Below are 25,522 nucleotides of genomic sequence, written 5' to 3'. Positions count from 1 at the left end.
TAACCCTTACAAAAAGTATACATTTTAAAATTACAGTGTTAAAATTGAAGAATCATCAATAAACACCTGTATAAATAGCGATTACAATGAATTTATAAATGATTGCTTAAAACACAGACAATGAGAAAAATAAGCTAATGTTGAGGTAATGTTGAGGCAAATTTTACACTTGTAAAGGAATTAGAAGCTTAAGATGTACTCTACCAAACCTTCGCCATGAGCTAAATTCATCTTTTTCCTCAAACGATATCGTTTAATTTCTACACTTCTAACAGAAATATTAAGAAGTGGCGCTATTTCTTTGGAAGATAAATTTAGTCTTAGGTAAGCACAAAGCTTAAGATCGTTAGATGTTAAATTGGGATGTTTTGCTTTTACAGCCTGCAAGAAATCTTTATCTGCATTATCAAAAGCTTCTTTAAAGAACTTCCAGTTGTCTTCTTCATTGATATTATCATCGATCGTTTTAAGCACTGCTTTAATATCCTCTAATTTCGAAACGGCTGTAAGTTCATCTTTAATTTGATTAAGCACTTCACTTTTTCTGATGATACTCATTGTAGATGCAGCTAGCTCCCTGTTTTTTGAAGAAACATCAGCTTCTAATTGTTCATTCTTAAGTTTCATAATTTCCTGCTCGGCTTCCAGTTGTTGCATTTCAGCTTTCTTTTTCTGAACACTGATCATTTTTTCATGTCTCCTATTATAATAGCGCGTATAAAAATGATGCGTAACAAACAGAATGATCACAAAAATTATTATGTAAACAAAAACAGCAAGATTCGATAAAAACCAGGGCTTTTCTATCGAAAATGAATAGGTAGCTGTATTAGTTTCTTGTCTGTCGTATTTTGCTTTTACCTGGAATTGATAATCGCCATAGGGCAAATTTTCAAAGCTAGCCGTACTTGTTGATTTGAAAGGTGTCCAGGTTTCGGTAAAACCTTCAATCCGATAGCTGTAAGTTATATTTGCAAATTTTTGGTAAACTGGCGCATTAAAATAAAATTTGAAGTAATTTTCAGCATTCTTAAATTCAGGATTAGAGGTATTCTTATCGATTTCTACATAATTTAAGCCCTTGTTAGCGTTTTCGACCTTATTAATTTCCAGTTCAGGAATTTCAGGATTAGAAAAAGGCGTTTTAAAAATCGCATATCCGTGGTTGCTACCTACTAAATATTGATCTTCGTTGATTTCAGATATATTTTCAAAACCATTCGATATATTTCTAAACTCATAGGATAAAGGAATTGTTTCTATATTCAATCCTTCCTGAAAAGCGTCATTTTGCGTATAATAAATCTCATTTTCTGAAAATGACCACCATTTACCATCCTTAGTTACCTGCGAAATCCCAGAGCTACGCTTAAAATTTTTGGATGTGCGCTGTAATTCATTGTCTAAAACAAACTCATCTGAACTTCGATCATACTTGAAAATGTTACTTGCGGTAGAATAATAAATATCATCATTAAATCGAAATAATTTAATCCCCGAAGCATCTTCGTATTTCACAGGATATTTTTTTGTCTCGCTAATACTGAAATTGGATATATCTGGCGTTAATTTAAAAATACCTTTGTGATCGTGACCAACCCAAATCTCACTGTTATTGAAATTTAAAATATTTCTGGAAGAAAGATTAAAACCATCTAAGTAAGCGATATCATTGAAGCTTTGCTCATTTTCGAAATAACTAAGACCATTATAATGCCCTTGTATAAATCCGTTTTTGAAAGGGATTACCTGCCAGGTTCCTAAACCATCAAAAATATAATCAAGCTGATCGTTCTTTATGATAAAAGTACCACGATCGTGCCCTATAAAAAGTTGATCATTATATTCGGCTAAACTCCAAACCTGCCCGCTTGTACCATCGATCAAATTAAAATCACCAGCTTTTACATTTCTTTTATATAATCCCTGGTTGGTCCCCAGGTACAACTGCTCGTTATACATGATGCTACAATACACCGTTCCCAGTTTACCGGTAATATCTGAAAATATAGAAAACTGGCTGTCTTTTTCGATAAGACTAATTCCGTTATCCAAACCACACCAAATATGGCCTGCTTTATCTTCATACAACGACAAGACTGTATTATTAAGAATATTCGGCTGAACGATTTGCTGAATTTCTCCCCGAAGCAAATTCAGGATAAACAACCCATCACCTATACTTCCTAAAACTAGCTGATCGTCATTAGTATATTCCGCAGAAAAAAAACTAGATGAAATTGGATAATTTGGGATACTCAGTTTTTCCCACTTGTTATCTCCAAAAGAAAATAGCCCATCATCTCGTGTAACCGCTACTTTTATATCATTCCATTCAAAGATCTGAATAATCGCTTTTACTCCTATTTGCTCGAAGTCTACTTTACGCTCGATTCCAGAATCTTCTATCGCGTACAAGCCATCTTCGGCAACCTGAAAATAAACGGTATTATTCGCTTTATATAGATTAGAGATAGTTTTACCCAGATCGATGATGTTGATAGACTTATCCTCGATATGATAACTGAAGATCCTGCTTAAACTTTGAAAAATGATATAATTACCAAATTCTTCGATATGCCAGATCTGCTCGCCATCTCTTATTTTTGAAGGTAATTTATCTAAAAGTGAAGTATAATCAAGTTTTCCATAGGCATTAGGTTTCCAATAACCAAAATCCATGTAAGCACCGGTAAAAATTAAGCTATCCACTACCTTTACTGAACGTACCGGGCTACCATCCTTCATTTTGTAAAGGCCCCACTGCTCGCCATTATACGATAAAAGTCCAGAATTATTGGCGAAATACATCCAATTATTATTCGCCTCGCTAACCATCCAGTTCTGGTTACCGGCATTATACGTTTTAGTATCAAAATTGGTGATTGGCGGTAATTCCTGACTTATTATTAAAGACGGAAGACAAAAAATAAATAACAATAGCCAACGCATAGAAATAGCTTTTGGTAAAATTATCAAATCTGCTAAAACTACAATAAAAGATGGGGATGCCCTACGAAAGCTTTGGTGAATTATTACTTTTAAATTGCTGCAGTTCTCTTTTTAATTCTTCCATAGATTGTTGTAACTGCTGAAACAAACCATTTTCTGAAGGATTATCGAGATTAAAAGTAAGTTTACTATTTACCTGCCATAATTCCTGAATATCGCCAAGCTTTACTTCGATAGGTAAATATTCCTCGTTTAAAGAGATTAGCAAAAGTTTTGAAGGATCTGGAAGTCGCTGAATTTTCTTGATCAAAACCGAATCGTACATCACTACTACATAGACACGATTATTATTCACTTCGTCCATACTGCCAACACCTTTGGCCATCACCCATTCGCCCGGGCGGTAATTGGGAAGCATACTATCCCCTTCTACCTGAAATCCTCGATAACTTGCATTTCTAAATTCGGGTAGCGGGATTTCGAATGCTGGTAATTGCGTGTACCACTCTACATCCTGAACGTTATGAGGATAACCCGCCGCAGCCTTTTGATTAACCATCACAATGTTTTCGTTATCGCCATCACGATCTACAGTAACTACTTTAGGGCTCACATCTCCTTTAGAGATCTTAAGGTATTTTTGGCCGCTATCGCCAAATAACCAAAGTGGATTGATACCAAACTGACGAAGAAGCTCTGCTACCACCTTCCCGGAAAGTTTGGTTCTACCACGCTCTATATCTGCAGTTGAATTTTTAATTCCTAAAATCTCTGCAAATTCAGCCTGTGTAAAATTATTTTCTTCCCTTACTTCTTTAAAATGCTTAATTTCGATCGACGATGCTGCCATGATTCTTTGTTAGGAATTATTCCATGCAATATGCAAATTAATTGGATTAATTCCAATTATTAAAACTAATTTTATGCTGAAGAAGATATTCGTTATTTGTACATTCTTTTTTTTGAATTTAATAAGTGCTCAACCACCTGAGGGTTTTGTTTATTTATCAGACCTTATTCCAGATATTGAAGTTGAACTTCGATATTTTGGAGACCGTAATTTTACCGGAAGACCTGTTCCTGGTTACGATAAAAGAAAAGTAATTCTCACCACTGAGGCTGCAAAAGCTCTTGCCGAAGTACAACAAGAACTCGAAAAAGATGGTTACTGCCTTAAGATCTTTGATGCCTACAGGCCGCAAACGGCCGTGAATAGTTTTATCGAATGGGCAAAACATCCTGGCGATACTTTAACAAAAGCGGAGTTTTATCCAGAAAAAAAGAAAAGAAACCTCTTCAATTTAGGTTATATCGCTACCAAATCTGGACATTCCAGAGGTAGCACTGTAGATCTTACCATAGTAGATGCCAATACGCTTAAAGAAATAGATATGGGTGGCACTTACGATTATTTCGGTGAGCGTTCACATCACAATTTCACAAACATCACAAAAGAACAAAAAGCCAACAGAAATTATCTAAAATCGATTATGCATAAGCATGGCTTTAGACCGTATAGTGAAGAATGGTGGCACTATACTTTAAGAAATGAACCTTACCCAGATACTTATTTCGATTTCACAATTAAATAAGCTTTAACAGAATTAACACTTAAATTATTGATTTTTAACCTTATATTTAAAAATGATTATAATAATTTAAAATTATGATCATTTATTTTTGAGGAAAACTAATCAATATATGGAAAAAGTCAAATCTCTGAGACTACAAAATCGACTACAACAATTAAAAAACAGATACGAACTAAGTGATTTGGATTTAGAAATCCTCGAAAAAGTACAGCAATACCAAATAAAAAGTATCTGTTGCACTACAGAAGGTGGTTTTGATAAAAAAACCGGAGCCTTTTATACTGAAGACCGCACGCTCAACTACAAAATAAAAATTGCTTACAAACGAAATGACTCGGCTCCCACCGAATTCGTTTTAATCAAAGCAGAAGAAGCAGAAGAGGAAGATCTATTTCAATTTCCTCAAAAAACAACCCATTTAGAAAAAGCGGTTTAATAATTTATTATTTTAAATAGGGTGTTTTTAGCTTTTAATCAAAAATAAGCTTAATTTTTTAACTTTTATACATTGTATTTTTTTTCTATTTTTCCGCTGACAAATGTTTTTCAGGAAAATGGAAGAGGAAATACTTAGACAGGAGTTATTAAGCGGTTTTATATTTAAAGATAAAGCTTCAGAAAAAATACTAGACGAATTAACCCAAATGGCAGCAGCTATTTGTGATACTCCTATCTCATTAATTAGTCTTGTTGGTAAAGAAAAGCAATGGTTTCAGTCTAAAATAGGACTTGACCTTGATGAAACACCAATCGAAAATTCTTTTTGTAGACATGCCATCGAAAAACCGGGAGAGATCTTTATTGTCGAAAATCCTTTAGAAGACATTCGGTTTAAGACAAATCCATTAGTACAAAGTGATCCTAATATTCGATTTTATGCCGGTGCACCTCTAACAACTTCAGATGGTATCACTCTTGGCACTTTATGCGTTATCGACAAAAAGCAAAGAGCCTTAAGTAAACTTCAGATCAAAGCGCTTCAGATTCTCGCCAATCAAACTATCGATTATCTAGAGCATAAAAGAGAGCATGTTAATCAAAATGACCTGCTTAAAAAAAGCATCTCCAAATTCAACAAACTCAGTAATCATTCTTTAGATGCTCTTTTTCAGTTAGAATTAAACGAAGAGAAAAACATTTATTTTACATATATCAATGAGACTATAAATGATCTTCTACCACAATTAGAAATAGAAGATTTTAAAAATCATCCTTTTAAAGCCTTAGATTTTGTATTTCACGAAGATCGTCTAATGGTAGAAAATACCTTTGTTGATGCTGTAAGGCATAAAAAAGATTGGGACATTACTTATAGGGTATTAAAGACAGATGGCACTTTCGCCTGGCATCAATCCAGGGCTTTCCCCGATAGATCTTCGAGTGAAAAAGTTGTTTGGTACGGCAGTTTTAGAGATGTCACCGATAAAAAGAATTATCTGGAACTTTTAGAGAAGATCATATTCGATATTTCTCATATTATGCGCCGACCAATAGCAAATATGCTTGGCTTGATACATTTACTGGAAGTTTCTGACGATGGGGACATGCTTAATAACAGAGAGATCATTAAGTATATAAAAATAGTTTCTGAAGAGATTGATGGGGAAATTCAAGGGTTGAATGAAAACTATCAAAAAATTAAAACCAGTTTTAAAAATATCTATTAGAACGATTTTCTATAAAATTGATTCACAAAAAAAAGCGCCTATTTTCGTAGGCGCTTTTTTTTATATATAAATCTTATAGAAATAATCTAATGCTTAGTTTTTTACTACTTCGAAATATGGCTCAAAACTGTCTCCTGTAGACCAGCTTAATTTACCGTTGTAATAAATCTTATCCTGAATGATATATCTATCACCTTTTAAGTATTCACTCTGAATTGTATCAACATCTGTTTCATTCCATTGGATTAAAGTTAATGGTCGATCATCTGAATCTACATGATTTTGAAGGATTCTCATTCTATAAGTACCTCCGGTTTGAAAGATCATAAAGCTTTTTGGTAGATCGCTTGTTTCATCATATACTTCCTGAGCTTTACCATCCTCTACATAATATAACTTAATGTCTTCTGGATTGATAGCACCCTCTGTTTTGGGATCTAATAAATTCTGACCTTTTTCATTTTGAACGGTAATTTCAACTGCAACATCTAAATTAAATGTATCTGCACCTGGTCTTTCCTGACTACATCCGATTGCTAAAAAAGCTCCTAAGATTCCTAAAAGTAATTTTGATTTCATACGATTCTAATAAGATTTGATATTTCGTTTATTTCGATATGGTAAAATTAGAAAAAAAGAACATTCGAAACACACTAAAAATCGATAAAATGCACTTATTATATAAAAAACACCTACTTTAACACTATTTTGTAAGTAAGATATTACAATCTATACCAAAAAATGTATTTCGTCGAACCAAAAAGTAGGAATTTACTTTCTATAATTGTAGTGATAAAACGTAAATTAAGGATAAAATGCACTATAAAACCATATTATCGTCGCTAAAAGACAAAAAAAGCATCCACAAGGGATGCTTTTTATCGATAAAAGACACGTTTAAATGTTTACTTCGCTGTAAAAGCTTTTTCGATTCTTGCAATTAAGTCTTTATAATGGTACCTGCTTAATCGATCTGAAGTTGAATACTGCATGCGATTTAATTGAGATTGTAAAGTCTCCAATTCACCTCTCATTAAAGCTATAATATCTGTAGTTGCTACATCATCGTCTTCTTCAAGCTTATTTATATAATCGATCGCAATAGCTACGTAAGAACGCTGTAAGTTTCTTCGGTAAGCGTCAACTTTCTTTCCGTTATATAATTCAGCAAAAATACCTTTGCGTAAATCTTCTAAAAGTTCGATCACCGCATAATCGTTATCGTGTAATTGCTGATTTTCGATCATACGCAATAAACGATCTTCGTTAAGTAGATAGTTTAATACCCTGGATTGTAAACTTTGTATACGCTCTATTGCTCCATTGGACTCTATACGATCTAAAATATCCTTGTTTAATAACCAATCTGGCGTTGTAAATGCATTTTCATTTAAGAACTTTACAGCACCTTCCTGAATATCATCTGGAACCGGAGTATAAACAGCACCTTCCTGATCTGAAGTTTTACGAGTTTCGTACACACCGCCAACATTAGTTACTACATGATAAAGATATCCTCTCCAAAGCCCAATAAGTTCTCTATAGACTTCTTCCAGTTCGTCATAGCCGTAGCCATCTTTTGTAGTCCACTTGATTAAATTTGGCACTACTTTTTTCATGTTTGCTAAGCCATATTCGCTGGCTTTCACCTGGTCTTTTCCTAAACTCTCACGTTGAGCTTGCGGATCTACACCACCGTAACCGCCACCAAATTCGTAAACAGGATCACCTGCTTTTTCAAGAATCCATTTATCCAGGCTTTCTTTTTCGTCTTCTGAAGTTTTAGCTTCAGGCAAATAACGATAGCCCCAATTAATAGCATAAAGATCGTAAGGCCCCATCATTCTAATATAGCGTACACCTTTATCTTCTGGTTGTGCTACATAATTCACTCGGGCATAATCCATAATCGATGGGGTAAGCCCATATTTTTGAGTAAACTCGGCTGAACGTAAAGAATCTGTAGGATAAGCGGCACTAGCTTTCATATTATGTGGTAATCCTAAAGCATGACCAACTTCGTGAGCGATTACCATTCGCATCATCTCTCCTATTTCTTCTTCTGGAGTTTCTAGAGTTCTTGCATTTGGATTTTGCGCGCCAGCTTCAATCATAAACCTGTTTCGATAAGAGCGCAAATGATTGTGATACCATATAATATCACTTTCGATAATTTCACCTGTTCTTGGATCTACAACAGATGGTCCTACCGCATTTCTTGTAGTACTTGCCACATAACGTACAACAGAATATCGTACATCTTCCGGACTAAAATCTGGGTCTTCCTCTTTAGAAGGCGGATCTTTAGCAATAATCGCATTCTTAAAACCTGCTTTTTCAAAAGCCTTGTTCCAATCCTCGATACCCTTTTTAAAATAGGGTCTCCAACGTTCTGGTGTTGCAGGATCCAGGTAATAGACAATTGGTTTTACTGGTTCTACCAGTTCTCCGTTTTTATACGCTTCAATATCTTTAGGAACCAGTCTCCATTTATTAATGATTCTATAGTCATCAGATTTTAGAGCGTCAGAATTATAATCATACTTTCCGGTAGTAAACCATCCTACTCGATAATCTGCAATTCTAGACATCATTTTATCTTCAGGAAGTAACACCATCGATTGGTTCATTAGCATAGAAATGGTACTAGCCTGACCTCTTTCTGGTGGTTGTTCGGCTTCGTAAGTCATCACGTGTCTTACTTCTACGTTCTGCGGAAAAGAATTCACATCTTCAATATACGACCTGCTTTTATCAAGGCGTCTTACTTTATATCTTTTTTTAGCTGAAGCATCCATCCCGTTAATAGCGGCAACTTCATCTTCGAACAAACTGGTAACATCGATCACATAAGCGCTACTATCTGCTTTCATAGTTTCGATCTTGGCGCTGTACAGAATAGGCTCAAAATTATTGGCCTTTACAGATTTATAGATCGGTGATTCTTCGTCGCTCTGGTTCTCGAAGCTCATCACCTTAATATCTACATTTTTACCACGCTTGCTCCACCGCACCACCTGTTCGTTAACCTTAGAGCCGGCATTTACATATCCGCCACCGTAACCCGATGGAACTTTAGCAATTCTACTTACCCAAAGCATATCTTTATTAAAAAGAGAATCGGGAATTTCGAAATACAATTTATCGTCTACCTTATGGGTAATAAATAATCCTTTATCTGAAATTGCTTCAGCAGTAATTACCTTATTATAAGGTTTAAAATCTCCTTTCTTTTCGGTTGCAGGAGCTTCGGCGACAGGTTTAGAAGTTTTACAGCCAACACTTAATGCGGCTAATACTCCAATCGCTAGTACTTTTTTTATCATGAAGGTTTGAAATTTTTCCACAAGATAAGTAAACTTCAATTTATGCCGAAAAAAACACCAGACTCCGCACTTTGGCTAAGCGATCGCTTATTAAGCTAATTTCTTCAGAATAAAAAACACTTCAAAAATGTATAATATCAATATTAGCTATTCTGCAATTATTTTTCAGCAATCATAAATTTTTAAATCACTAGATATTTTCAGAAAAGAAAAGTCAACAATCGCGGCTTAAACTGAAGAATACTTTTATTAGAATTTATAATTCGCTATTTTTAAGAAGTATTTTTTAAGCAATTAGCACATATTTAGTTTTAAGCTATAAATTTCACAATAACCACGATAGCTTTTTACTATAAAGAAACCCCAAAACATAGCATTTCGTTATCTAATTTTAACCTGGTAATAATTAAAATCTTAAGTTATGGCAAAAAACAATCACCAAAACAATCCAGATAATCATAAAGTTTGGGAAGTGAATGATTCTAGTAAATGTCCTTTTCTAGGCGGATCAAAAAAGTTTACAGCAGGTACGGGAACAACTAATAAAGATTGGTGGCCCAACCAGTTAAATCTAAGAATATTGAGTCAGCATTCTTCCAAAACCAATCCTATGAACGAGGATTTTAATTATGCTGATGAGTTTAAAAAACTAGACCTAAAAGCGGTAAAAAAGGATCTATTTGAATTGATGACCGATTCGCAGGATTGGTGGCCAGCCGATTTTGGACATTACGGTCCATTTTTTATTAGAATGGCATGGCATAGCGCAGGTACTTATCGTATTGCTGATGGTCGTGGTGGCGCAAGCTCAGGATCACAACGTTTTGCACCTTTAAATAGCTGGCCAGATAACGCGAATTTGGATAAAGCCAGACTCCTTTTATGGCCAATTAAACAGAAATATGGTAAGAAAATTAGTTGGGCAGATTTGATGATCCTTGCCGGAAACTGCGCTTTAGAATCCATGGGATTCGAAACTTTTGGTTTTGCGGGTGGTCGTGAAGATATTTGGGAACCCGAAGAAGATATTTATTGGGGATCTGAAGGTGAATGGCTAGGAAACAAAGAACGCTACGAAAACGGAAACACTTTGGAAAATCCGCTTGGCGCTTCGCATATGGGATTAATTTATGTAAATCCTGAAGGACCTAACGGAAATCCAGATCCACTGGGTGCCGCTAAAGATATTAGAGAAACTTTTGGCCGTATGGCAATGAACGACTACGAAACCGTAGCATTGATTGCTGGCGGACATAGCTTCGGAAAAACCCACGGTGCTGCTGATCCTGAAAAATATGTTGCTGAAGAACCTGCAGGAGCAACTATCGAAGAAATGAATTTGGGATGGAAAAATAGCTTTGGGACAGGAAATGCTGGCGACACCATCACAAGCGGACTAGAAGGTGCATGGACCACTACTCCTACAAAATGGAGTAATAATTTCTTCGAAAATCTATTTGGCTTTGAGTGGGAGCTTACTAAAAGCCCCGCCGGTGCCCACCAATGGAAACCAAAAGATAATGCTGGTGTAGATACTGTACCAGATGCACACGATCCTAATAAAAAGCACGCGCCTTTTATGCTTACAACAGATCTTGCGCTTAAAATGGATCCAGATTATGAAAAGATCTCACGACATTTTTACGAAAATCCAGATGAATTTGCGGATGCTTTTTCCAGAGCCTGGTTTAAATTAACGCATCGTGATATGGGGCCACTTTCAAGATATTTAGGGCCAGAAGTTCCGAAGGAGGAATTAATTTGGCAGGATCCTGTACCAGCGGTAGATCACGAACTGGTAAATGCTGAAGATGTAGCTATTCTAAAGGAAAAGATCTTAAACTCAGGATTATCGGTTTCAGAGCTTGTTTCTACCGCGTGGGCTTCAGCTTCAACTTTTAGAGGTTCAGACAAACGTGGTGGTGCCAATGGCGCAAGAATTCGTTTAGAGCCACAACGTAACTGGGAAGTTAACAACCCGGCACAACTTCAAAAGATCATCTCGAAATTAGAAGAAATTAAGGCCGATTTTAATAATTCTTCGGAAAGAAAAATCTCTTTAGCAGATCTTATCGTTCTTGCCGGAAATGCCGCAATCGAGAAAGCTGCTAAAGACGCAGGAAGTGATATAAAACTTGAATTTACTCCGGGACGTACCGATGCTACCGAAGAACAGACCGATGCTGATGCTTTTAATGCTTTAGAACCAGAATCTGATGGATTTAGAAATTACATTAGAGGAGGCGAAGATGTGAGCACTTCTGCAGAAACCATGTTAATCGACAGAGCGCAATTACTAACGCTTAATGTACCAGAACTTACCGTTCTTTTTGGCGGACTAAAAGTTTTAGACATTAACTACGATGGTTCTAAAAAAGGAGTTTTTACTGAAAAACCGGGTGTTTTAAGTAACGATTATTTTATGAACCTATTGGATATGAGTACAACGTGGAGTTCTACAAACGATGCACAAACCGAGTTTGTTGGAAAAGATCGAAAAACCGGAGATACAAAATGGACAGCCAGCCGTGCCGACTTAATTTTTGGTTCAAACTCTGAACTACGCGCACAAGCCGAAGTTTACGCCTGTGCTGATAGCCAAGAGAAATTCTTAAAGGATTTTGCTAAAGCTTGGACTAAAGTAATGAACTTAGATCGCTTTGATTTAAAATAATAATATCGATTTAAAATATCTAAAAGCAGCTTCTTGATGGAGCTGCTTTTTTTGCTTAACTTCACCTCAAATTTTTTGAGATAATACAAAATATGATAAAAAAGATCATAGATAAAATTGACAGGATTCTATATCCACTAAATCTAAATTTTGATAAATTAAAAATACTGGAATATAGAGAACTTGACATTTATGATTTAGACCAAACAATATATGAGGGCAAATCTATATATTGATCAAAAGTTACCATCTGAGCCACCCGATGGAGTAACTTATAATTTTGGGCCATCAGGATTCATGAAAATTGGCAGTGGATCAAATTGTTATGTTATACCTACAAGTGATAGAGGCATAAATAATTATTGTCATTGGAACTTTAACGAACTTCCGCTTCTATTTTTATGTTTTGAAGGCGTCGAAAATAAAATTGTTCTACCAGACAATATATTCTATGCTTCCAAAAGTTTCCAAAAAGATTGGATAGCAACTTTGAAAGAAATATACCCTAAAAAGAAACTAAAACGACTCACAAAAACTGGTATACCAAAAAATGCTTATATCCCAATCAATCACAATACCTCTACAAACGAATCACCTATAGGCAAAAGTCCTTATAAACTTTACCACAAAGGAAGAGCCACTCCATATTTGATCGACCGAATCGAAAATAAATATTTGGGCTATATACTTGAAAAATCGACATTAAATAAAAGTTTACCATGTATATATATAAATAGAAAATCTCGAAGACTAGTTAACGAATTAGAAATACAAGATTTCTTGAATAGCAAAGGCTTCAGTACCATCTCCCTAGAAGAATTTTCAATTTTTGATCAGGCATATATTTTTAATCAGGCAGAAACTATAATTGGATTTCATGGCGCAGGCCTTTCTAATTTACTGTTTTCGAACAAAAACTGCCATGTAATTGAGATTGTAGATAAAGACCACGTTTACCCGTGCTATAAAGATGGCACTCATATCCCTGGTCAAAAGGCCACAAAAACTTATTTTCATATGCTATGCAAAATGAAAAATATTAAATATGATGTACTAGAGACAAACCAATATAAACTTGAAAAAAAATTACTGGAAACAAAAACAAAAAACCCTCTAAATCAAAAAGATAAAGAGGGTCTTTGTACTCGGAGCGGGACTTGAACCCGCACGAACGTTGCTGTTCATTGGATTTTAAGTCCAACGTGTCTACCAATTCCACCATCCGAGCATAATGCTATATATACTGAGCGAAAAACGGGATTCGAACCCGCGACCTCCACCTTGGCAAGGTGGCGCTCTACCAACTGAGCTATTTTCGCGTATTTAAAAGAACTTTCGGTTTTACCGATGCGCAATTGTTTATTGCGGATGCAAATTTAGCACATTTCTTAAAACGACAAAGCTTTTTTTTACTTTTTTACGTTTTCAGCCTTCTTTTTTTGTTTAACCGAAAGCATTCGTTTTATCTCGTTTAATTTCATTAAAGCCTCTACCGGCGTAAGTGTATCAATATCAATACTTACCAATTCGTCACGCAGATCTTCCAGTAAAGGATCATCTAAATTAAAAAAACTGAGTTGCATCTCTTCTTCAGCAGATTTTTTTAAAACCTCGCTGCTTTCTTCCATTTTATGGGTTTGCTCCAGCTTTTGTAAAATCTTATTGGCACGATGCAACACCTGTTGTGGCATCCCTGCCATTTTCGCTACATGAATCCCGAAACTATGTTCGCTACCACCGGGAACCAGCTTCCGCAGAAAAAGAACATTATCTTTTAATTCTTTTACAGAGACATTATAATTCTTTATTCGGCTAAAGGTATCACACATTTCATTTAATTCGTGATAATGCGTTGCAAAAAGCGTTTTTGGACGCGATGGATGTTCATGCAAGTATTCACTAATGGCCCAGGCGATCGAAATCCCATCATAAGTACTGGTACCACGGCCAATCTCATCCAGAAGCACTAAACTTCTTTCAGAAATATTATTCAGGATATTCGCAGTTTCGTTCATTTCTACCATAAATGTAGATTCGCCCATCGAAATATTATCGCTGGCTCCTACCCTGGTAAAAATTTTATCTACTAAACCTATATTCGCTGCTTTTGCCGGCACAAAACTTCCCATCTGTGCCATGAGTACAATTAATGCAGTTTGTCGCAAAATAGCCGACTTACCACTCATGTTTGGCCCAGTGATCATAATCACCTGCTGATCTTCTCTATCCAGAAAAACGCTATTAGTCACGTAAGATTCGCCAATAGGTAATTGCTTTTCGATCACGGGATGGCGACCGTCTTCAATTTGTAATTCGAATCCTTCTTCCATTTCGGGCTTACAGTATTGTTCGATCTTGGCCTGCTGTGCGAATGAACACAAACAATCCAACTGCGCAATAAGCTGGGCGTTTTGCTGTACAGGCTGAATATAATCGTTCATCCAAAGCACCAATTTCGAAAATAGATTTTGCTCTAGTTGCAGTATTTTCTCTTCGGCACCTAAGATCTTCGCTTCATATTCTTTTAATTCTTCAGTAATATAACGCTCGGCGTTTACCAGCGTTTGTTTTCTAACCCACTCAGCCGGCACTTTATCTTTATGCGTGTTTCGCACTTCGATATAATAGCCGTACACATTGTTATTCCCGATCTTCAATGAAGTGATTCCGGTTGCAGCACTTTCCCGCTCCAACATATTATCGAGGTAATCTTTTCCCGAAAATGCGATATCACGAAGTTCGTCCAGTTCCTTATGAAATCCCCTGGCAATCACATTCCCTTTTTGCACCAACACAGGCGCTTCCTCGTTAATGCTTTCTTTTATTTTAGATCTAAGCAACTCACAGGCATGTAAATTATCGCCAATCACTTTTAAAGCTTCGTTCTCGCACCCTAAAGCTGTTTCCTTTACCGGAATAATGGCTTCTAAAGAATTTTTAAGCTGAATAACTTCTCGCGGTGAAACTTTACCCGTTGCTACTTTTGAAATTAAGCGTTCTAAATCGCTCATTTCTTTTACCTGCTCTTGGATCTTATATAAAACCTCGGGATGCTCTAAAAGATAACCTACAACCTCGTGGCGTTTTTTTATTTTTTCTGAATTCTTTAAAGGCAGCGCCAACCATCGTTTTAGTAATCGGCCTCCCATAGGCGAAATCGTCTTATCGATCACATCTAAAAGTGTCACCGCATTGGCGGCAGTGCTATGATATAATTCGAGATTTCTAATGGTGAATCGATCCATCCAAACATATTCTTCTTCTGCAATTCGATTTATCGCAGTGATATGCTGAAGTTTGTTATGCTGAGTTTCGGCCAGGTAATGAAGAATTGCTCCAGAAGCAATAATTCCTTCCTCTAAATGTGACACTCCAAAACCTTTTAAAGAGTTGGTCTTAAAATGCCCGTTTAAAGTTTCGCTGGCAAAATCGTTTTTAAACACCCAATCTTCCAGATAAAAAACATGGTAATCTTCACCAAAATCTGCCGCAAAATTCTTTTTATATTTCTTCTGAATTAAAACCTCGCTCGGGTTAAAGTTCTGAAGCAATTTATCAATATATTCCTGCGTGCCCTGCGCAGTTAAAAATTCACCCGTAGAAACATCCAAAAACGAAATTCCAAGATTTCTTTTTCCGTAGTGAATCGCACAAAGAAAATTATTCGATTTACTATTTAAAACCTCGTCGCTTAAGGCCACACCCGGAGTCACCAATTCGGTTACTCCACGCTTCACGATCTTTTTGGTCATTTTTGGATCTTCTAATTGATCGCAAATGGCCACACGTTGCCCTGCTTTTACTAGCTTAGGCAAATAGGTATTTAAAGAATGATGCGGAAAACCTGCAAGCTCGCTTCGCTCGCCGCCGTTATTTCTATTGGTTAGAACAATGTTTAAAGTTCTGGCAGCAACCACGGCATCTGCTCCAAAAGTCTCATAGAAATCCCCGACTCTAAACAATAACATTGCATCTGGATATTTAGCTTTTATCGCTAAATACTGCTTCATTAAAGGGGTCACTTTTGCTTCTTTTTTTGCTGCCAAACCAAGGAAATTTTAGAACCGCTAAAATACAGAAACCTCATTGCGATTAGAAAATTTGAGCTTAGCTTTTATTCACATTTTTTTGACAGCTAACAGCTAACAGCTAACAGCTAACAGCTAACAGCTAACAGCTAACAGCTAACAAAGTTTAGAGCTCTGAAGAGAAATGGAAATTCTATTAATAAGTTTTATGAACTACTTATTAATGTAGATCGTTTTGTTTCCTCATGGTGAAGTTATCCATATGAGAAACTGGATTAATTCAGCATCTCATCAGGATGAGATTCCGTGTCAAGCACGGAATGACGATCACTTAAAATTAGCTGAAAGCTGATTGCTATAAGCTTTTCTGCTAATTGTTCATTGTTAATTGACTTTTGAAACCAATTTTCCTGTCGAGCCGTTTTCGGAAGGAAATAATTCGTATTCAAAATCGGGATTTAAGCCTTTTTCTTTTCTGTGGGAAACATAAATAATTGCAGTGTCACTTTGCGCAGCGATTTGATTGATAAGATTGGTGATTTTTAAAGCACTTTTATCGTCTAATGCTGTAGAAGGTTCGTCCAGAATTAACAAGGGAGGATGTTTTATCATGGCACGAGCGATTAGAAGCATTCGTTTTTCAAGATTGGGCAAGTCATTAAATATTTTTTTAGCTTTTTCCTGAAATCCTAAAGTTTCCAGCCATTGTTTTGCTAAAGCTTTCTGTTTGTCGCTTGGTTTTTGATACAAACCAACGCTATCTACCAATCCAGAGATTACCATATCTTCAACCGTATTTCTACGATTAAACATTTCAGTTAAAGCAGGAGAAAAATAGCCAATCTTCTTCTTGATATCCCATACAGATTCACCGCTACCTTTTTTCTTTCCGAAGAGAAAAAGATCAACACCGTAGGCTTTGGGATTATCGCCGTAAACCATGCTCAAAATCGTGGTTTTTCCCGATCCGTTTGGGCCGGTAAGTTTCCAGAATTCACCACGCTTCACTTCCCAGCTGATATTCGTTAAAATTGGGCGATTCTCATAAGAAACATTAACCTCTTCCAGCTTGATAAGGCTTTCAGGAATATTTTCAAAAACTTTAGGAGCAGGCGGAATCGCTTTTACTTCAGCTAAAAACTGCTTCTTATTTTCGCTAAAATCGGCTTTATTTTTCAGGATAATTTTTCCGTTTGAATTAAAAGTGAGCACCTTATCGATAAACGCTAAAATATCTTCTTCTCTTCTAAAGATTTGCAGCATCGCAAAATCAGATTTTACTTCTGCTAATCTAGATTTAAAATTCGCTACAGATCGTACATCCAAACAATCGAAAGGATCGTCTAAAATAAGGTAATCCGGTTCTTTTTTCAGTAAAAATTCGAGTAAAGCTTTACGTTTTTCACCACTAGAGAAAGTCCGCAAACTACGATCCTGATCTTTTACTAAAACCGAATTTCCATGTTTCTGATCTTCCTTTATAAAACTTTGAAGCACAGCTTCAGAATGTTCTAATCCTTTTTTATGCTGAAATCCTTCAAATCCGGGTACTTTTTTATCCTTTTTTAGATCATCAATTAGCTGGGAAACCAACTTGTGATCCTCTGCATAAATTGCAATATGTGTCATAAATTAATTCAAATTCCGTAGCCAATCGGTTAATCGCTCACTCCAGCTTTCCAGGTAATAAACTCCGTTTGCCAGCGAAAATCCGTGACCACCTTTGGGGTAAATATGCATTTCTGTCTGCACTTTATTTTCTTGCAAAGCCTTGTACATTCTAAGACTATTTTCAACCGGCACCGTCTGGTCGTCACCGGTATGTAATATAAATGTTGTTGGCGTATTTTCTGTAACCTGCAGATCGTTAGAAAACTGCTTTTCTAATGCTGTAGTTGGATTTTTACCCAATAAATTATCGCGAGAGCCCTGGTGGGTAATTTCAGGATCCATGCTGATAACGGGATAGATCAGAATCATAAAATCCGGGCGAATTTCTTCGGAATCTATGTCGTCTATTGCTGAATAAAAAGCATCCTGAAAATGCGTTCCTAAAGTCGAAGCCAAATGCCCGCCAGCAGAAAAGCCCATCACGCCAACTTTATCTTTATCGATATTCCAATCTGAAGCATTTGCGCGCAGCATCCTAATACCACGTTGCGCATCCTGAAGCGGCGCTTTAAAATTTTCTTTTACTGAAGCTGAACCAGGCAACCTGTATTTTAAAACTCCGGCCGCAATTCCTTTTGAATTTAGATATTTTGCAATTTCAGTGCCTTCCCAATCATAAGCCAAACCGGCGTAACCACCACCGGGACAAACTAAAACTGCCTGTCCGTTCGCTGAAGCCTGCGGCGGAAGATAGATTTCTAAAGTAGGTTGCTGCACTTTCGAGATCCAGCTAATGGTATTCACATCGATCTCTTCCTTTTCGTCTGACTTTTGGTAATTGGGCATTTTCCCTTCCGGCCAAAGTGGTAAAGTTTTGATTTGTGCCGAAACAGATAAACTTAAAAACAGGACGAGAACACTAAAGCTTTTCATTAGAATTGAATTATTTAGCATAAATGTAATTAATTCTTGGGGGATAAGATGAGAATAATTGAAAAACGACTATCCGTGGTTAGTTTTCAGTAAAGAAAGAAACCGCCGGTTTCCCAATTCAAACCTTTAGGCATTATCTAACTTTTTTAGCAGAAACCTCACAGGTTTTCAAAACCTGTGAGGTTTGATTTTGATAAAACACCAAACTTTAGATTTTCTAACTTTTTATTGATATCCCGCTGCCTGAAGATTAAATAATTCGGCATATAATTTATCGTTTTTCATCAATTCTTCGTGGGTACCGATTTCTAGAACTGCGCCATTTTTTAGCACCATAATTCGATCTGCAATTCTTACCGTACTAAAGCGGTGTGAAATGATCACCGCAGTCTTGCCTTTAGTAAGATTTATAAAACGATCGAAAGCTTCGGTTTCTGCCCGTGCATCTAATGCTGAAGTTGGTTCATCTAAGATCAAAACTTCGGCATCTTTCATATACGCCCTAGCGATCGCGATCTTTTGCCATTGCCCGCCAGAAAGATCTTTTCCCTGCTTAAATCGTTTGCCTAATTGCTGATCCAGTCCTTTTGGAACATCATCGATTACCTGATTCGCCAGACTTTTCTCGGCTGCAGCATCTAATTTAAATTGATTGTCGATTTCACGAATATCGCCCATTGCAATATTCTCTCGAAGCGTTAATTCGAACTTTACAAAATCCTGAAAAATGACTCCAAAATATTGCTGGTATTGCGTTTTATCGTATCGCTTTACCGGAATATCTTCTAATAGAATTTCACCTTCAGTTGGTTCGTAGAAACGGAGTAACAATTTGATCAATGTTGTTTTTCCGGCGCCATTTTCTCCCACGAAAGCCAGTTTTTCACCGGCACGTAATTCAAAATTAATATTCCTTACTACCCATTTATCTGATTTTGGATATTTAAAACCAACATTTTTAAAACTGAATCCTTTTTTAATTTCCTTAGGAAGTGGTAAACCGTCTACTACGGTGTCTTCATATTTAAGGTCTAGAAACTCAAAGTAATCCTGAAGATAAAGTGCACTCTCTGTAATTGCTGTAAAACGAGTGAAAAATCCCTGCAATTTTGATCGTAAACGGTTAAATGAACCCGATAAAAAGGTAAGATCACCCAAACTAAACACGCCTAAAACCGTTCTGTAAACAATAAGTAAATAAGCTCCATAATAAGCCGAAGTCCCAATAACGTTAAAAACCGAACCCCATCCTGCACGTTTTTTGGCCAGTTTTTTATTCGCTAAATAATATTGGTCTGAAAGTGTCTTAAAACGATTTGCCAAATATCCCGAAAGTCCGAATAACTTAACCTCCTTTGCCGTAACGTCACTTGCCCCGGCATAACGTAAATAATCGAGTTCGCGGCGCTCTTGCGTCCAGCTTCTGGCTAAAGAATAACTGGTGCCACTAAACTTGATTTCATTTAGAATCGTCGGAACGATAGAAACTACGAGTAAAATGAGCAACCAGGGTTCAAAAACCACAACACCGGCAAGCAGGGAAATGATCACAATTAGATCTTCGCCCTGGGTAAGAATATTAGACATTAAACCAACTCTTCCGGTGGTCTGTCGTCGTGCTCTTTCCAGCTTATCGTAAAATTCAGAATCTTCTAATTGATCTAAATTCAGCTCGGCTGTTTTTTCAATAATTTTTACTGAAGTATCTATCGAATATTGATCACCAAGCAAAGCATCTGTCAGTGAAACTCCCCGACTCAAAAGATCTGATAAGATCGCCAAACCAAATTCAGCAGCAACAAAAATCCATAATCTGGAAAGATCTTTTACTTCAGCATCGATCTGTACCACAACCTCATCGATAATGATCTTTCCGATCCATAATAAAGCCAAAGGAATCACCGCACTTAAAATTCGGCTACCAATATTGGCGTAAAACAAAAATGGATTCACTTTTCGAATCTCTTTAAAGAATCGAGGTACGAATTTTAAAGAAGCAAAACTTTCTTTAAGATTGATCTTATTAGGTTCTAAGGACTTTTTTGGTCTTGGCAAATGAAATTGATTTTATTGCGTTCTTAAAAATGGTCTGTTAATTTACTAAAACCTTACTTTGGACTGAAAAGTAAAATACCTCTGGGGCATTATATTCTTTTGGCGATGCCAATAAAAAAGCCCCGAAAATGAATTCGGAGCTTTTATGATTTGAGGTTTTTCGAGAATTACTCTTCAGCAACCTGATCTAATAAAACCTCTATACCTTTTTCCAACTGTTGGTCGCGACCATCGCTAATCACGCCCGGCATATTTTTAACGATAATATCTGGTTCGGTTTGGTTATTTTCCATCCATTCTCCAGCTTTATTTTTAGCACTCACCGGAACAACTCCCCAGCGTGTACCATCGGCTAGGCCTTCCCAACCTGCAAAACTACAGGTTCCCGGTACCGGCATTCCAATCGTTGTACCAATATTTAGATCTGTATATCCACTTGCATAACAATGCCCATCTGAATACATACTTTCATTAAATAATGAAAGCGTAGGCTTCGTCCATCGAGAAGTTGGCTCGCCACCTACAACTTTAGCTTCAGTTTCGTAAGTGATAAACGGAGTTCCTGTAAAGAAAGCAGCAAGATCTGCAACCAGGTCTCCACCACCATTAAAACGCGTATCCACGATCACTCCTTCGGTTTCAAAATATTTTCCCATCATATCTTCATAGATCGAACGATAAGGTTCATCACTCATTCCCGGGATATGAACGTAACCGAGTTTTCCGTTGCTTTTTTCTTCAACTTCTTTTCGGTTGATTCTTACAAAACGGTTGTATAACAAACTTCGCTCCTGTCCTAAAGAAATAGGCTTCATAGTAATTTGTTTCGGCTCTTTCGCTTCAGGATCTTTAATCTCTAACAACACGAATTTATTAGCTTTATGATTTAGATATTTTGCAATATCCTGATCACTTTCGATCGTTTGGCCATCGATCGCTGTAATTATCATTCCCGGTTCGATATCGTAAGCGGCTTTATCTAATGGCCCGCTTTTAATAACCTCAGTAATTTTAATTCCGTCGCCTTCAAAATCGTAATCCATAAAAATTCCTAATGAAGCGGTTGCGTCGCCATCGTTGCTACGGTTACTGTAACGCGCTCCCGAATGCGAAACATTAAGCTCTCCCAACATTTCAGAAAGCATTTCAGCAAACTCATACGAATTTCCAATATGCGGAAGATATTTTTTATACTGAACATATAAAGAATCCCAATTTTTACCGTGGAATGTTGGCTCGTAGAAAATATTCTTTGTTCTTATATAAACATGATCGAACATTTTTTCACGCTCGGCATCTTCATCGTAATACATATCTCCGGCGATCTTAATTCCTTCAGATTTACCTTTATCTACATCGATCTTAGAGATATTTCCGCCGCTTAATAAATAAAGATTTTCCTGTTTTTTATCCCAAACTAAACTTCCTCCTCTGGAATTCAGTTTTACAGTCATTTTGGTTTCACCGGTTCGAAGATTGGTTTCCCAAAGGTTGTTTCTATCCTCAAAACTAGATAGGTAATATATCTTTTCTCCGTCTTTAGAAAGTACAGCATCGCTTAAACTGCTAGAGTGTGTGGTAAGACGTTTTTTACGTTCTTCCATGCCATCCCAATCGAACTTAAGTTCTTTTACTTCTTCGTCTTTCTTATCCTTCTTATCTTTTTTATCCTCTTTTTTGTCTTCGTCTTTATCAGCTTTCTGAGCTTCTTCAATAGCTTTCATTAGCTTATAATCTTCCTCAGACATATTGAATTTATCAAAAGCATCCTGCGTAAAGAACATCGAATACACGTCAGCTTCAGTTCTACCGCTGGTGGCGTAACTTTTTAGTCCGTTTCTATTACTAAACCAAAGCATTTGCTTCCCGTCGTTCACCCATTTTGGATTATAATCCTGGTAGCCACTTTCAGTTAAATTTTCACGTTTACTTCCATCTGCCGCAAGTAACAAAACTTCATTATTGCTCAGTAATTTCCCCCAGCTCATTAATAGCCACTTGCTATCTGGGCTCCAGGTAAAATCTTTATCGCCATCACGCATGGTAAACAGATCATCTGGAGTTAAAAGATCAACTTCTTTTCCTGAAGAAAGATCCTTTACTCTTAAAGTTCTTCTTCCTGAGATATACGCCAGCTTTTTACCATCTGGAGAATATTTTGGGATGTAACTATCGGTTTCAGCTTCGATAACCGGCTCTTCTTTAAGTAAGGTTGAAGCATAGAAAAATGGCTCCTCTTTTCTTACAATTTCGGTTTTATAGATACTCCATTTTCCATCGCGCTCACTAGAATACACTACAGACTTCCCATCTGGTGTAAAGGATACAAAACGTTCCTGGTTTGGTGTGTTGGTGATTCTTTTAGTTAAAGATCCATCTACCGATGTTACAAAAACTTCCCCGCGAGCTACAAAAGCAATTTCTTTGCCGTTTGGAGAAACTTCCATTTCCTGAACGCCATCTCTAATATTTATATAATTATCGCTATTGTCTAGAGATTGCGTTCTAATAGTTACATTCACTTTTTTAGGCTCGCCATCTTCTTTCATGGTGTATAATTCGCCATCGTAACCAAAGGCCAAAGTCCCATTTCCGTAGCTTAAGAAACGTACCGGAAAACCTTCAAAATCGGTTAATTGCTTAGATTCTCCAGGATTCCCTAAAGCTAATTTGTGAATATTAAAGTTGCCACTTTCTTCACTTAAATAGAATAAATTTTCTTCAGAATCATCAAAAATCGGCTGGCGATCTTCTCCTTTAAATGAAGTTATCATCGTGTGCTTATCGCTTTCAACATCGTATTTCCAAAGATCACGAGTTACTGAAGACACATGATGTTTACGCCATTCGTTCTCTCCTCCAACTTTATCGTGATACACCATTGTTTTTCCGTCTTTACTTACCTGAACATATTCTGCCGGAATCGTAAAAATCTGGTCTACACGTCCGCCGTCAACAGGAACACTATATAATTCTGGTTGGTAGCTGGTAGGAAACTGGCGATGTTCTGCTAAATCCTGGCGAACTGCACCAAAAATAACCGACTTACCATCTGCGGAAAAACTAAAAGGTTGCTCGTCGTTACTATGATAGGTTAACCGGGTTGCCGGGCCACCCAAAGCATCCATTACAAAAACATCAAAATTGCCGTAGCGATCTGAAGCAAATGCTAATTGCTTACCATCTTTGCTCCAAACCGGCATATAATCGTGCGCTTTATGGAATGTGATTTGTTTAGCATCGCCGCCACTCGCAGCAACCGTAAATAAATTGCCTTTATAAGTAAAAGCAATCGTTTCCCCATCTGGAGAAATAGATTGATATCGAATCCATTTTGGAGTGACCTGAGCAAAACTTTGGCCAATTCCCAAAAGAATCGCGAAAAGTGAAAAGAGAATTTTCTTCATGTTATGGATTGTTATTTTTGAAGTGATATTGATCTTCCAAAGATGCCAAAAAAAGCTGAGCTACGAAATAGCAGGCTCTGACAGGATTTATTGCTTTCTTCTTGTTTGTAATAAACTACCTCAGGGCACGCCCACAAGTCATTCACCAAAAAAAATTAATTTCGAGACAAGCCCCCGGAGTATTATACCCTTTGGCGGTGCCAATAAAAGCTTTATTTTTTGCTGAAATTCGATAAAATCGCCTCAAAATTTTTAAAAATTCGGTTTTCAGTTATTAATTCTGAAATTGTATCTGGAATGTTATGGGTGTTAAAGCCGACAAATATTTTTATTTTTGCGGCATGAAAAACAGAAAGATCAAAAACAGCGAGCTTAATCGTAAATCGGTTGAAGAATTTAAAGAAGCTAAAAAAACACCAATTATCGTTATTCTTGATAATATTAGAAGCCTGAATAACATTGGATCTGTATTTAGAACGGCCGATGCGTTTTTGATCGAGAAAGTTTATTTATGCGGAATTACCGCCAAACCGCCACACAAAGACATTCAGAAAACCGCACTTGGCGCTACCGAAACAGTTGTTTGGGAACATGTTGAAGACACGCTTGCATTAGTTGAAAAACTGAAAGAAGACAACTTAAAAGTATTTTCTATAGAACAGGCTGAAGGTGCCGTAATGCTTAATGACTTTAAACCTGAAATTGGCGAAAAAATCGCTGTAGTTTTTGGAAACGAAGTAAAAGGAGTGCAGCAACAAGTAGTTTCAGCAAGTGATGGTGTAATTGAAATTCCCCAAGCCGGAAGCAAACATTCTTTAAATATTTCGGTGAGTACAGGCGTGATCCTTTGGGATCTATATTCAAAACTAAAATCCGCAGATTATAACGCTGCTGGCGGGCATGGACATTAATTCAGTTAGCAGTCTCAGTTGGGAGTTTTGTTTAGATCGCCTTGCTTATAGAAGTTAGACCGCTTCGCTTTTAGATTTTAGACAAGAGAAAATAGACTAGAGACACAAAAATCGAAATTGTACATTGAAAACCTGGCCTACCGAAAATTGCTCATAAAATTGGAAGTGAGAGAAGCGTAAAATTTTAGGCTGTTTGAGCGTAGCGAGTTCCTAAAATTTAGCTTCCGAACGAACAATTTAGAGCAAAATTCGTAAGCCTAGACTTTTTTGTTTCTTTTTTCGGCAATGGAAAAAAGAAAAAGAATGAATCCCAATAAACTTATTTTTTCGTCATGTTGAACTTGATTCAGCATCTCATCTTGCATA

15 protein-coding genes and 2 tRNA genes are annotated in these 25,522 nt (G+C 36.7%); 6 read left to right on the top strand and 11 right to left on the bottom strand.

Annotated features, from left to right (window positions below; all coding sequences use genetic code 11):
- Positions 1–180: 180 nt before the first annotated feature.
- Both BM201_RS05485 and BM201_RS05480 read right to left on the bottom strand, forming a co-directional pair.
- Complete coding sequence (locus BM201_RS05485) at positions 181–2,952, bottom strand: helix-turn-helix and ligand-binding sensor domain-containing protein (protein ID WP_092540339.1); 2,772 nt, start codon at positions 2,950–2,952, stop codon at positions 181–183.
- A gap of 61 nt (positions 2,953–3,013) precedes the next feature.
- Positions 3,014–3,802 carry an XRE family transcriptional regulator gene (locus BM201_RS05480; RefSeq protein WP_092540338.1) on the bottom strand — a complete coding sequence of 263 codons (789 nt, stop codon included), beginning with the start codon at positions 3,800–3,802 and terminating at the stop codon, positions 3,014–3,016.
- 73 nt (positions 3,803–3,875) lie between these two features.
- On the opposite strand from BM201_RS05480, the gene BM201_RS05475 reads away from it, so the two are divergent.
- The 3 genes from BM201_RS05475 to BM201_RS05465 all read left to right on the top strand — a co-directional run bounded on the left by BM201_RS05475 (position 3,876) and on the right by BM201_RS05465 (position 6,211).
- A complete protein-coding gene (locus BM201_RS05475) occupies positions 3,876–4,544 on the top strand; it encodes a M15 family metallopeptidase (RefSeq protein WP_092540337.1) in 669 nt (222 codons plus the stop codon).
- 109 nt (positions 4,545–4,653) lie between these two features.
- Positions 4,654–4,980 (top strand): hypothetical protein, encoded by a 327-nt coding sequence (locus BM201_RS05470; protein ID WP_092540336.1) that lies wholly within the window; start codon positions 4,654–4,656, stop codon positions 4,978–4,980.
- 118 nt (positions 4,981–5,098) lie between these two features.
- Positions 5,099–6,211, top strand: coding sequence for a GAF domain-containing protein (locus BM201_RS05465; RefSeq protein WP_175486984.1), 1,113 nt, complete (start codon positions 5,099–5,101; stop codon positions 6,209–6,211).
- A 93-nt stretch (positions 6,212–6,304) separates the two neighbouring features.
- Here the strand turns inward: BM201_RS05465 and BM201_RS05460 are convergent, their stop codons facing one another.
- Entirely contained in the window at positions 6,305–6,790 is a 486-nt protein-coding gene (locus BM201_RS05460) for a hypothetical protein (RefSeq protein ID WP_092540334.1), read from the bottom strand.
- Between the two features lie 326 nt (positions 6,791–7,116).
- Positions 7,117–9,537 (bottom strand): zinc-dependent metalloprotease, encoded by a 2,421-nt coding sequence (locus BM201_RS05455; protein ID WP_092540669.1) that lies wholly within the window; start codon positions 9,535–9,537, stop codon positions 7,117–7,119.
- A gap of 421 nt (positions 9,538–9,958) precedes the next feature.
- On the opposite strand from BM201_RS05455, the gene katG reads away from it, so the two are divergent.
- Both katG and BM201_RS05445 read left to right on the top strand, forming a co-directional pair.
- A complete protein-coding gene (gene katG / locus BM201_RS05450; RefSeq protein ID WP_092540333.1) occupies positions 9,959–12,211 on the top strand; it encodes a catalase/peroxidase HPI in 2,253 nt (750 codons plus the stop codon).
- Between the two features lie 213 nt (positions 12,212–12,424).
- Entirely contained in the window at positions 12,425–13,372 is a 948-nt protein-coding gene (locus BM201_RS05445; protein WP_092540332.1) for a glycosyltransferase family 61 protein, read from the top strand.
- Here the strand turns inward: BM201_RS05445 and BM201_RS05440 are convergent.
- From BM201_RS05440 to BM201_RS05410, 7 genes are all read right to left on the bottom strand, one after another.
- Positions 13,354–13,439: transfer RNA gene (locus BM201_RS05440), tRNA-Leu, on the bottom strand. The genes BM201_RS05445 and BM201_RS05440 overlap by 19 nt on opposite strands.
- A gap of 18 nt (positions 13,440–13,457) precedes the next feature.
- Positions 13,458–13,530: transfer RNA gene (locus BM201_RS05435), tRNA-Gly, on the bottom strand.
- 90 nt (positions 13,531–13,620) lie between these two features.
- Positions 13,621–16,221, bottom strand: a complete 2,601-nt coding sequence (mutS, locus tag BM201_RS05430) for a DNA mismatch repair protein MutS (protein WP_092540667.1) — start codon at positions 16,219–16,221, stop codon at positions 13,621–13,623.
- Between the two features lie 402 nt (positions 16,222–16,623).
- A complete protein-coding gene (locus BM201_RS05425) occupies positions 16,624–17,868 on the bottom strand; it encodes an ATP-binding cassette domain-containing protein (protein WP_092540331.1) in 1,245 nt (414 codons plus the stop codon).
- A 3-nt stretch (positions 17,869–17,871) separates the two neighbouring features.
- On the bottom strand, positions 17,872–18,783 hold the full coding sequence (locus BM201_RS05420; protein ID WP_092540330.1) for an alpha/beta hydrolase: 912 nt from the start codon (positions 18,781–18,783) through the stop codon (positions 17,872–17,874).
- Between the two features lie 225 nt (positions 18,784–19,008).
- Positions 19,009–20,838, bottom strand: coding sequence for an ABC transporter ATP-binding protein (locus tag BM201_RS05415; RefSeq protein ID WP_092540329.1), 1,830 nt, complete (start codon positions 20,836–20,838; stop codon positions 19,009–19,011).
- Between the two features lie 167 nt (positions 20,839–21,005).
- Complete coding sequence (locus tag BM201_RS05410) at positions 21,006–24,245, bottom strand: S41 family peptidase (RefSeq protein WP_092540328.1); 3,240 nt, start codon at positions 24,243–24,245, stop codon at positions 21,006–21,008.
- 341 nt (positions 24,246–24,586) lie between these two features.
- Between BM201_RS05410 and BM201_RS05405 the strand changes: the two genes are divergently transcribed.
- Positions 24,587–25,156: an RNA methyltransferase gene (locus BM201_RS05405; protein ID WP_092540665.1), complete on the top strand. Its 570-nt coding sequence runs from the start codon at positions 24,587–24,589 to the stop codon at positions 25,154–25,156.
- The last annotated feature ends 366 nt before the right edge of the window (positions 25,157–25,522 follow it).

This window comes from Zunongwangia mangrovi (assembly GCF_900112105.1).
In the GTDB taxonomy this organism is placed as follows: Bacteria; Bacteroidota; Bacteroidia; order Flavobacteriales; family Flavobacteriaceae; genus Zunongwangia; species Zunongwangia mangrovi.
This window is presented reverse-complemented; position numbering and strand designations above follow the sequence as displayed.

What these genes read in the sequence shown, in the direction of transcription:
- BM201_RS05425 (WP_092540331.1), bottom strand. Translation starts at nt 17,868, where the DNA reads ATGACACATATTGCAATTTATGCAGAGGATCACAAGTTGGTTTCCCAG.
- BM201_RS05465 (WP_175486984.1), top strand. Translation starts at nt 5,099, where the DNA reads ATGGAAGAGGAAATACTTAGACAGGAGTTATTAAGCGGTTTTATATTT.
- BM201_RS05485 (WP_092540339.1), bottom strand. Translation starts at nt 2,952, where the DNA reads ATGCGTTGGCTATTGTTATTTATTTTTTGTCTTCCGTCTTTAATAATA.
- BM201_RS05470 (WP_092540336.1), top strand. Translation starts at nt 4,654, where the DNA reads ATGGAAAAAGTCAAATCTCTGAGACTACAAAATCGACTACAACAATTA.
- BM201_RS05420 (WP_092540330.1), bottom strand. Translation starts at nt 18,783, where the DNA reads ATGAAAAGCTTTAGTGTTCTCGTCCTGTTTTTAAGTTTATCTGTTTCG.
- BM201_RS05410 (WP_092540328.1), bottom strand. Translation starts at nt 24,245, where the DNA reads ATGAAGAAAATTCTCTTTTCACTTTTCGCGATTCTTTTGGGAATTGGC.
- BM201_RS05445 (WP_092540332.1), top strand. Translation starts at nt 12,425, where the DNA reads ATGAGGGCAAATCTATATATTGATCAAAAGTTACCATCTGAGCCACCC.
- BM201_RS05455 (WP_092540669.1), bottom strand. Translation starts at nt 9,537, where the DNA reads ATGATAAAAAAAGTACTAGCGATTGGAGTATTAGCCGCATTAAGTGTT.
- BM201_RS05475 (WP_092540337.1), top strand. Translation starts at nt 3,876, where the DNA reads ATGCTGAAGAAGATATTCGTTATTTGTACATTCTTTTTTTTGAATTTA.
- katG (WP_092540333.1), top strand. Translation starts at nt 9,959, where the DNA reads ATGGCAAAAAACAATCACCAAAACAATCCAGATAATCATAAAGTTTGG.
- mutS (WP_092540667.1), bottom strand. Translation starts at nt 16,221, where the DNA reads ATGAAGCAGTATTTAGCGATAAAAGCTAAATATCCAGATGCAATGTTA.
- BM201_RS05480 (WP_092540338.1), bottom strand. Translation starts at nt 3,802, where the DNA reads ATGGCAGCATCGTCGATCGAAATTAAGCATTTTAAAGAAGTAAGGGAA.
- BM201_RS05405 (WP_092540665.1), top strand. Translation starts at nt 24,587, where the DNA reads ATGAAAAACAGAAAGATCAAAAACAGCGAGCTTAATCGTAAATCGGTT.
- BM201_RS05460 (WP_092540334.1), bottom strand. Translation starts at nt 6,790, where the DNA reads ATGAAATCAAAATTACTTTTAGGAATCTTAGGAGCTTTTTTAGCAATC.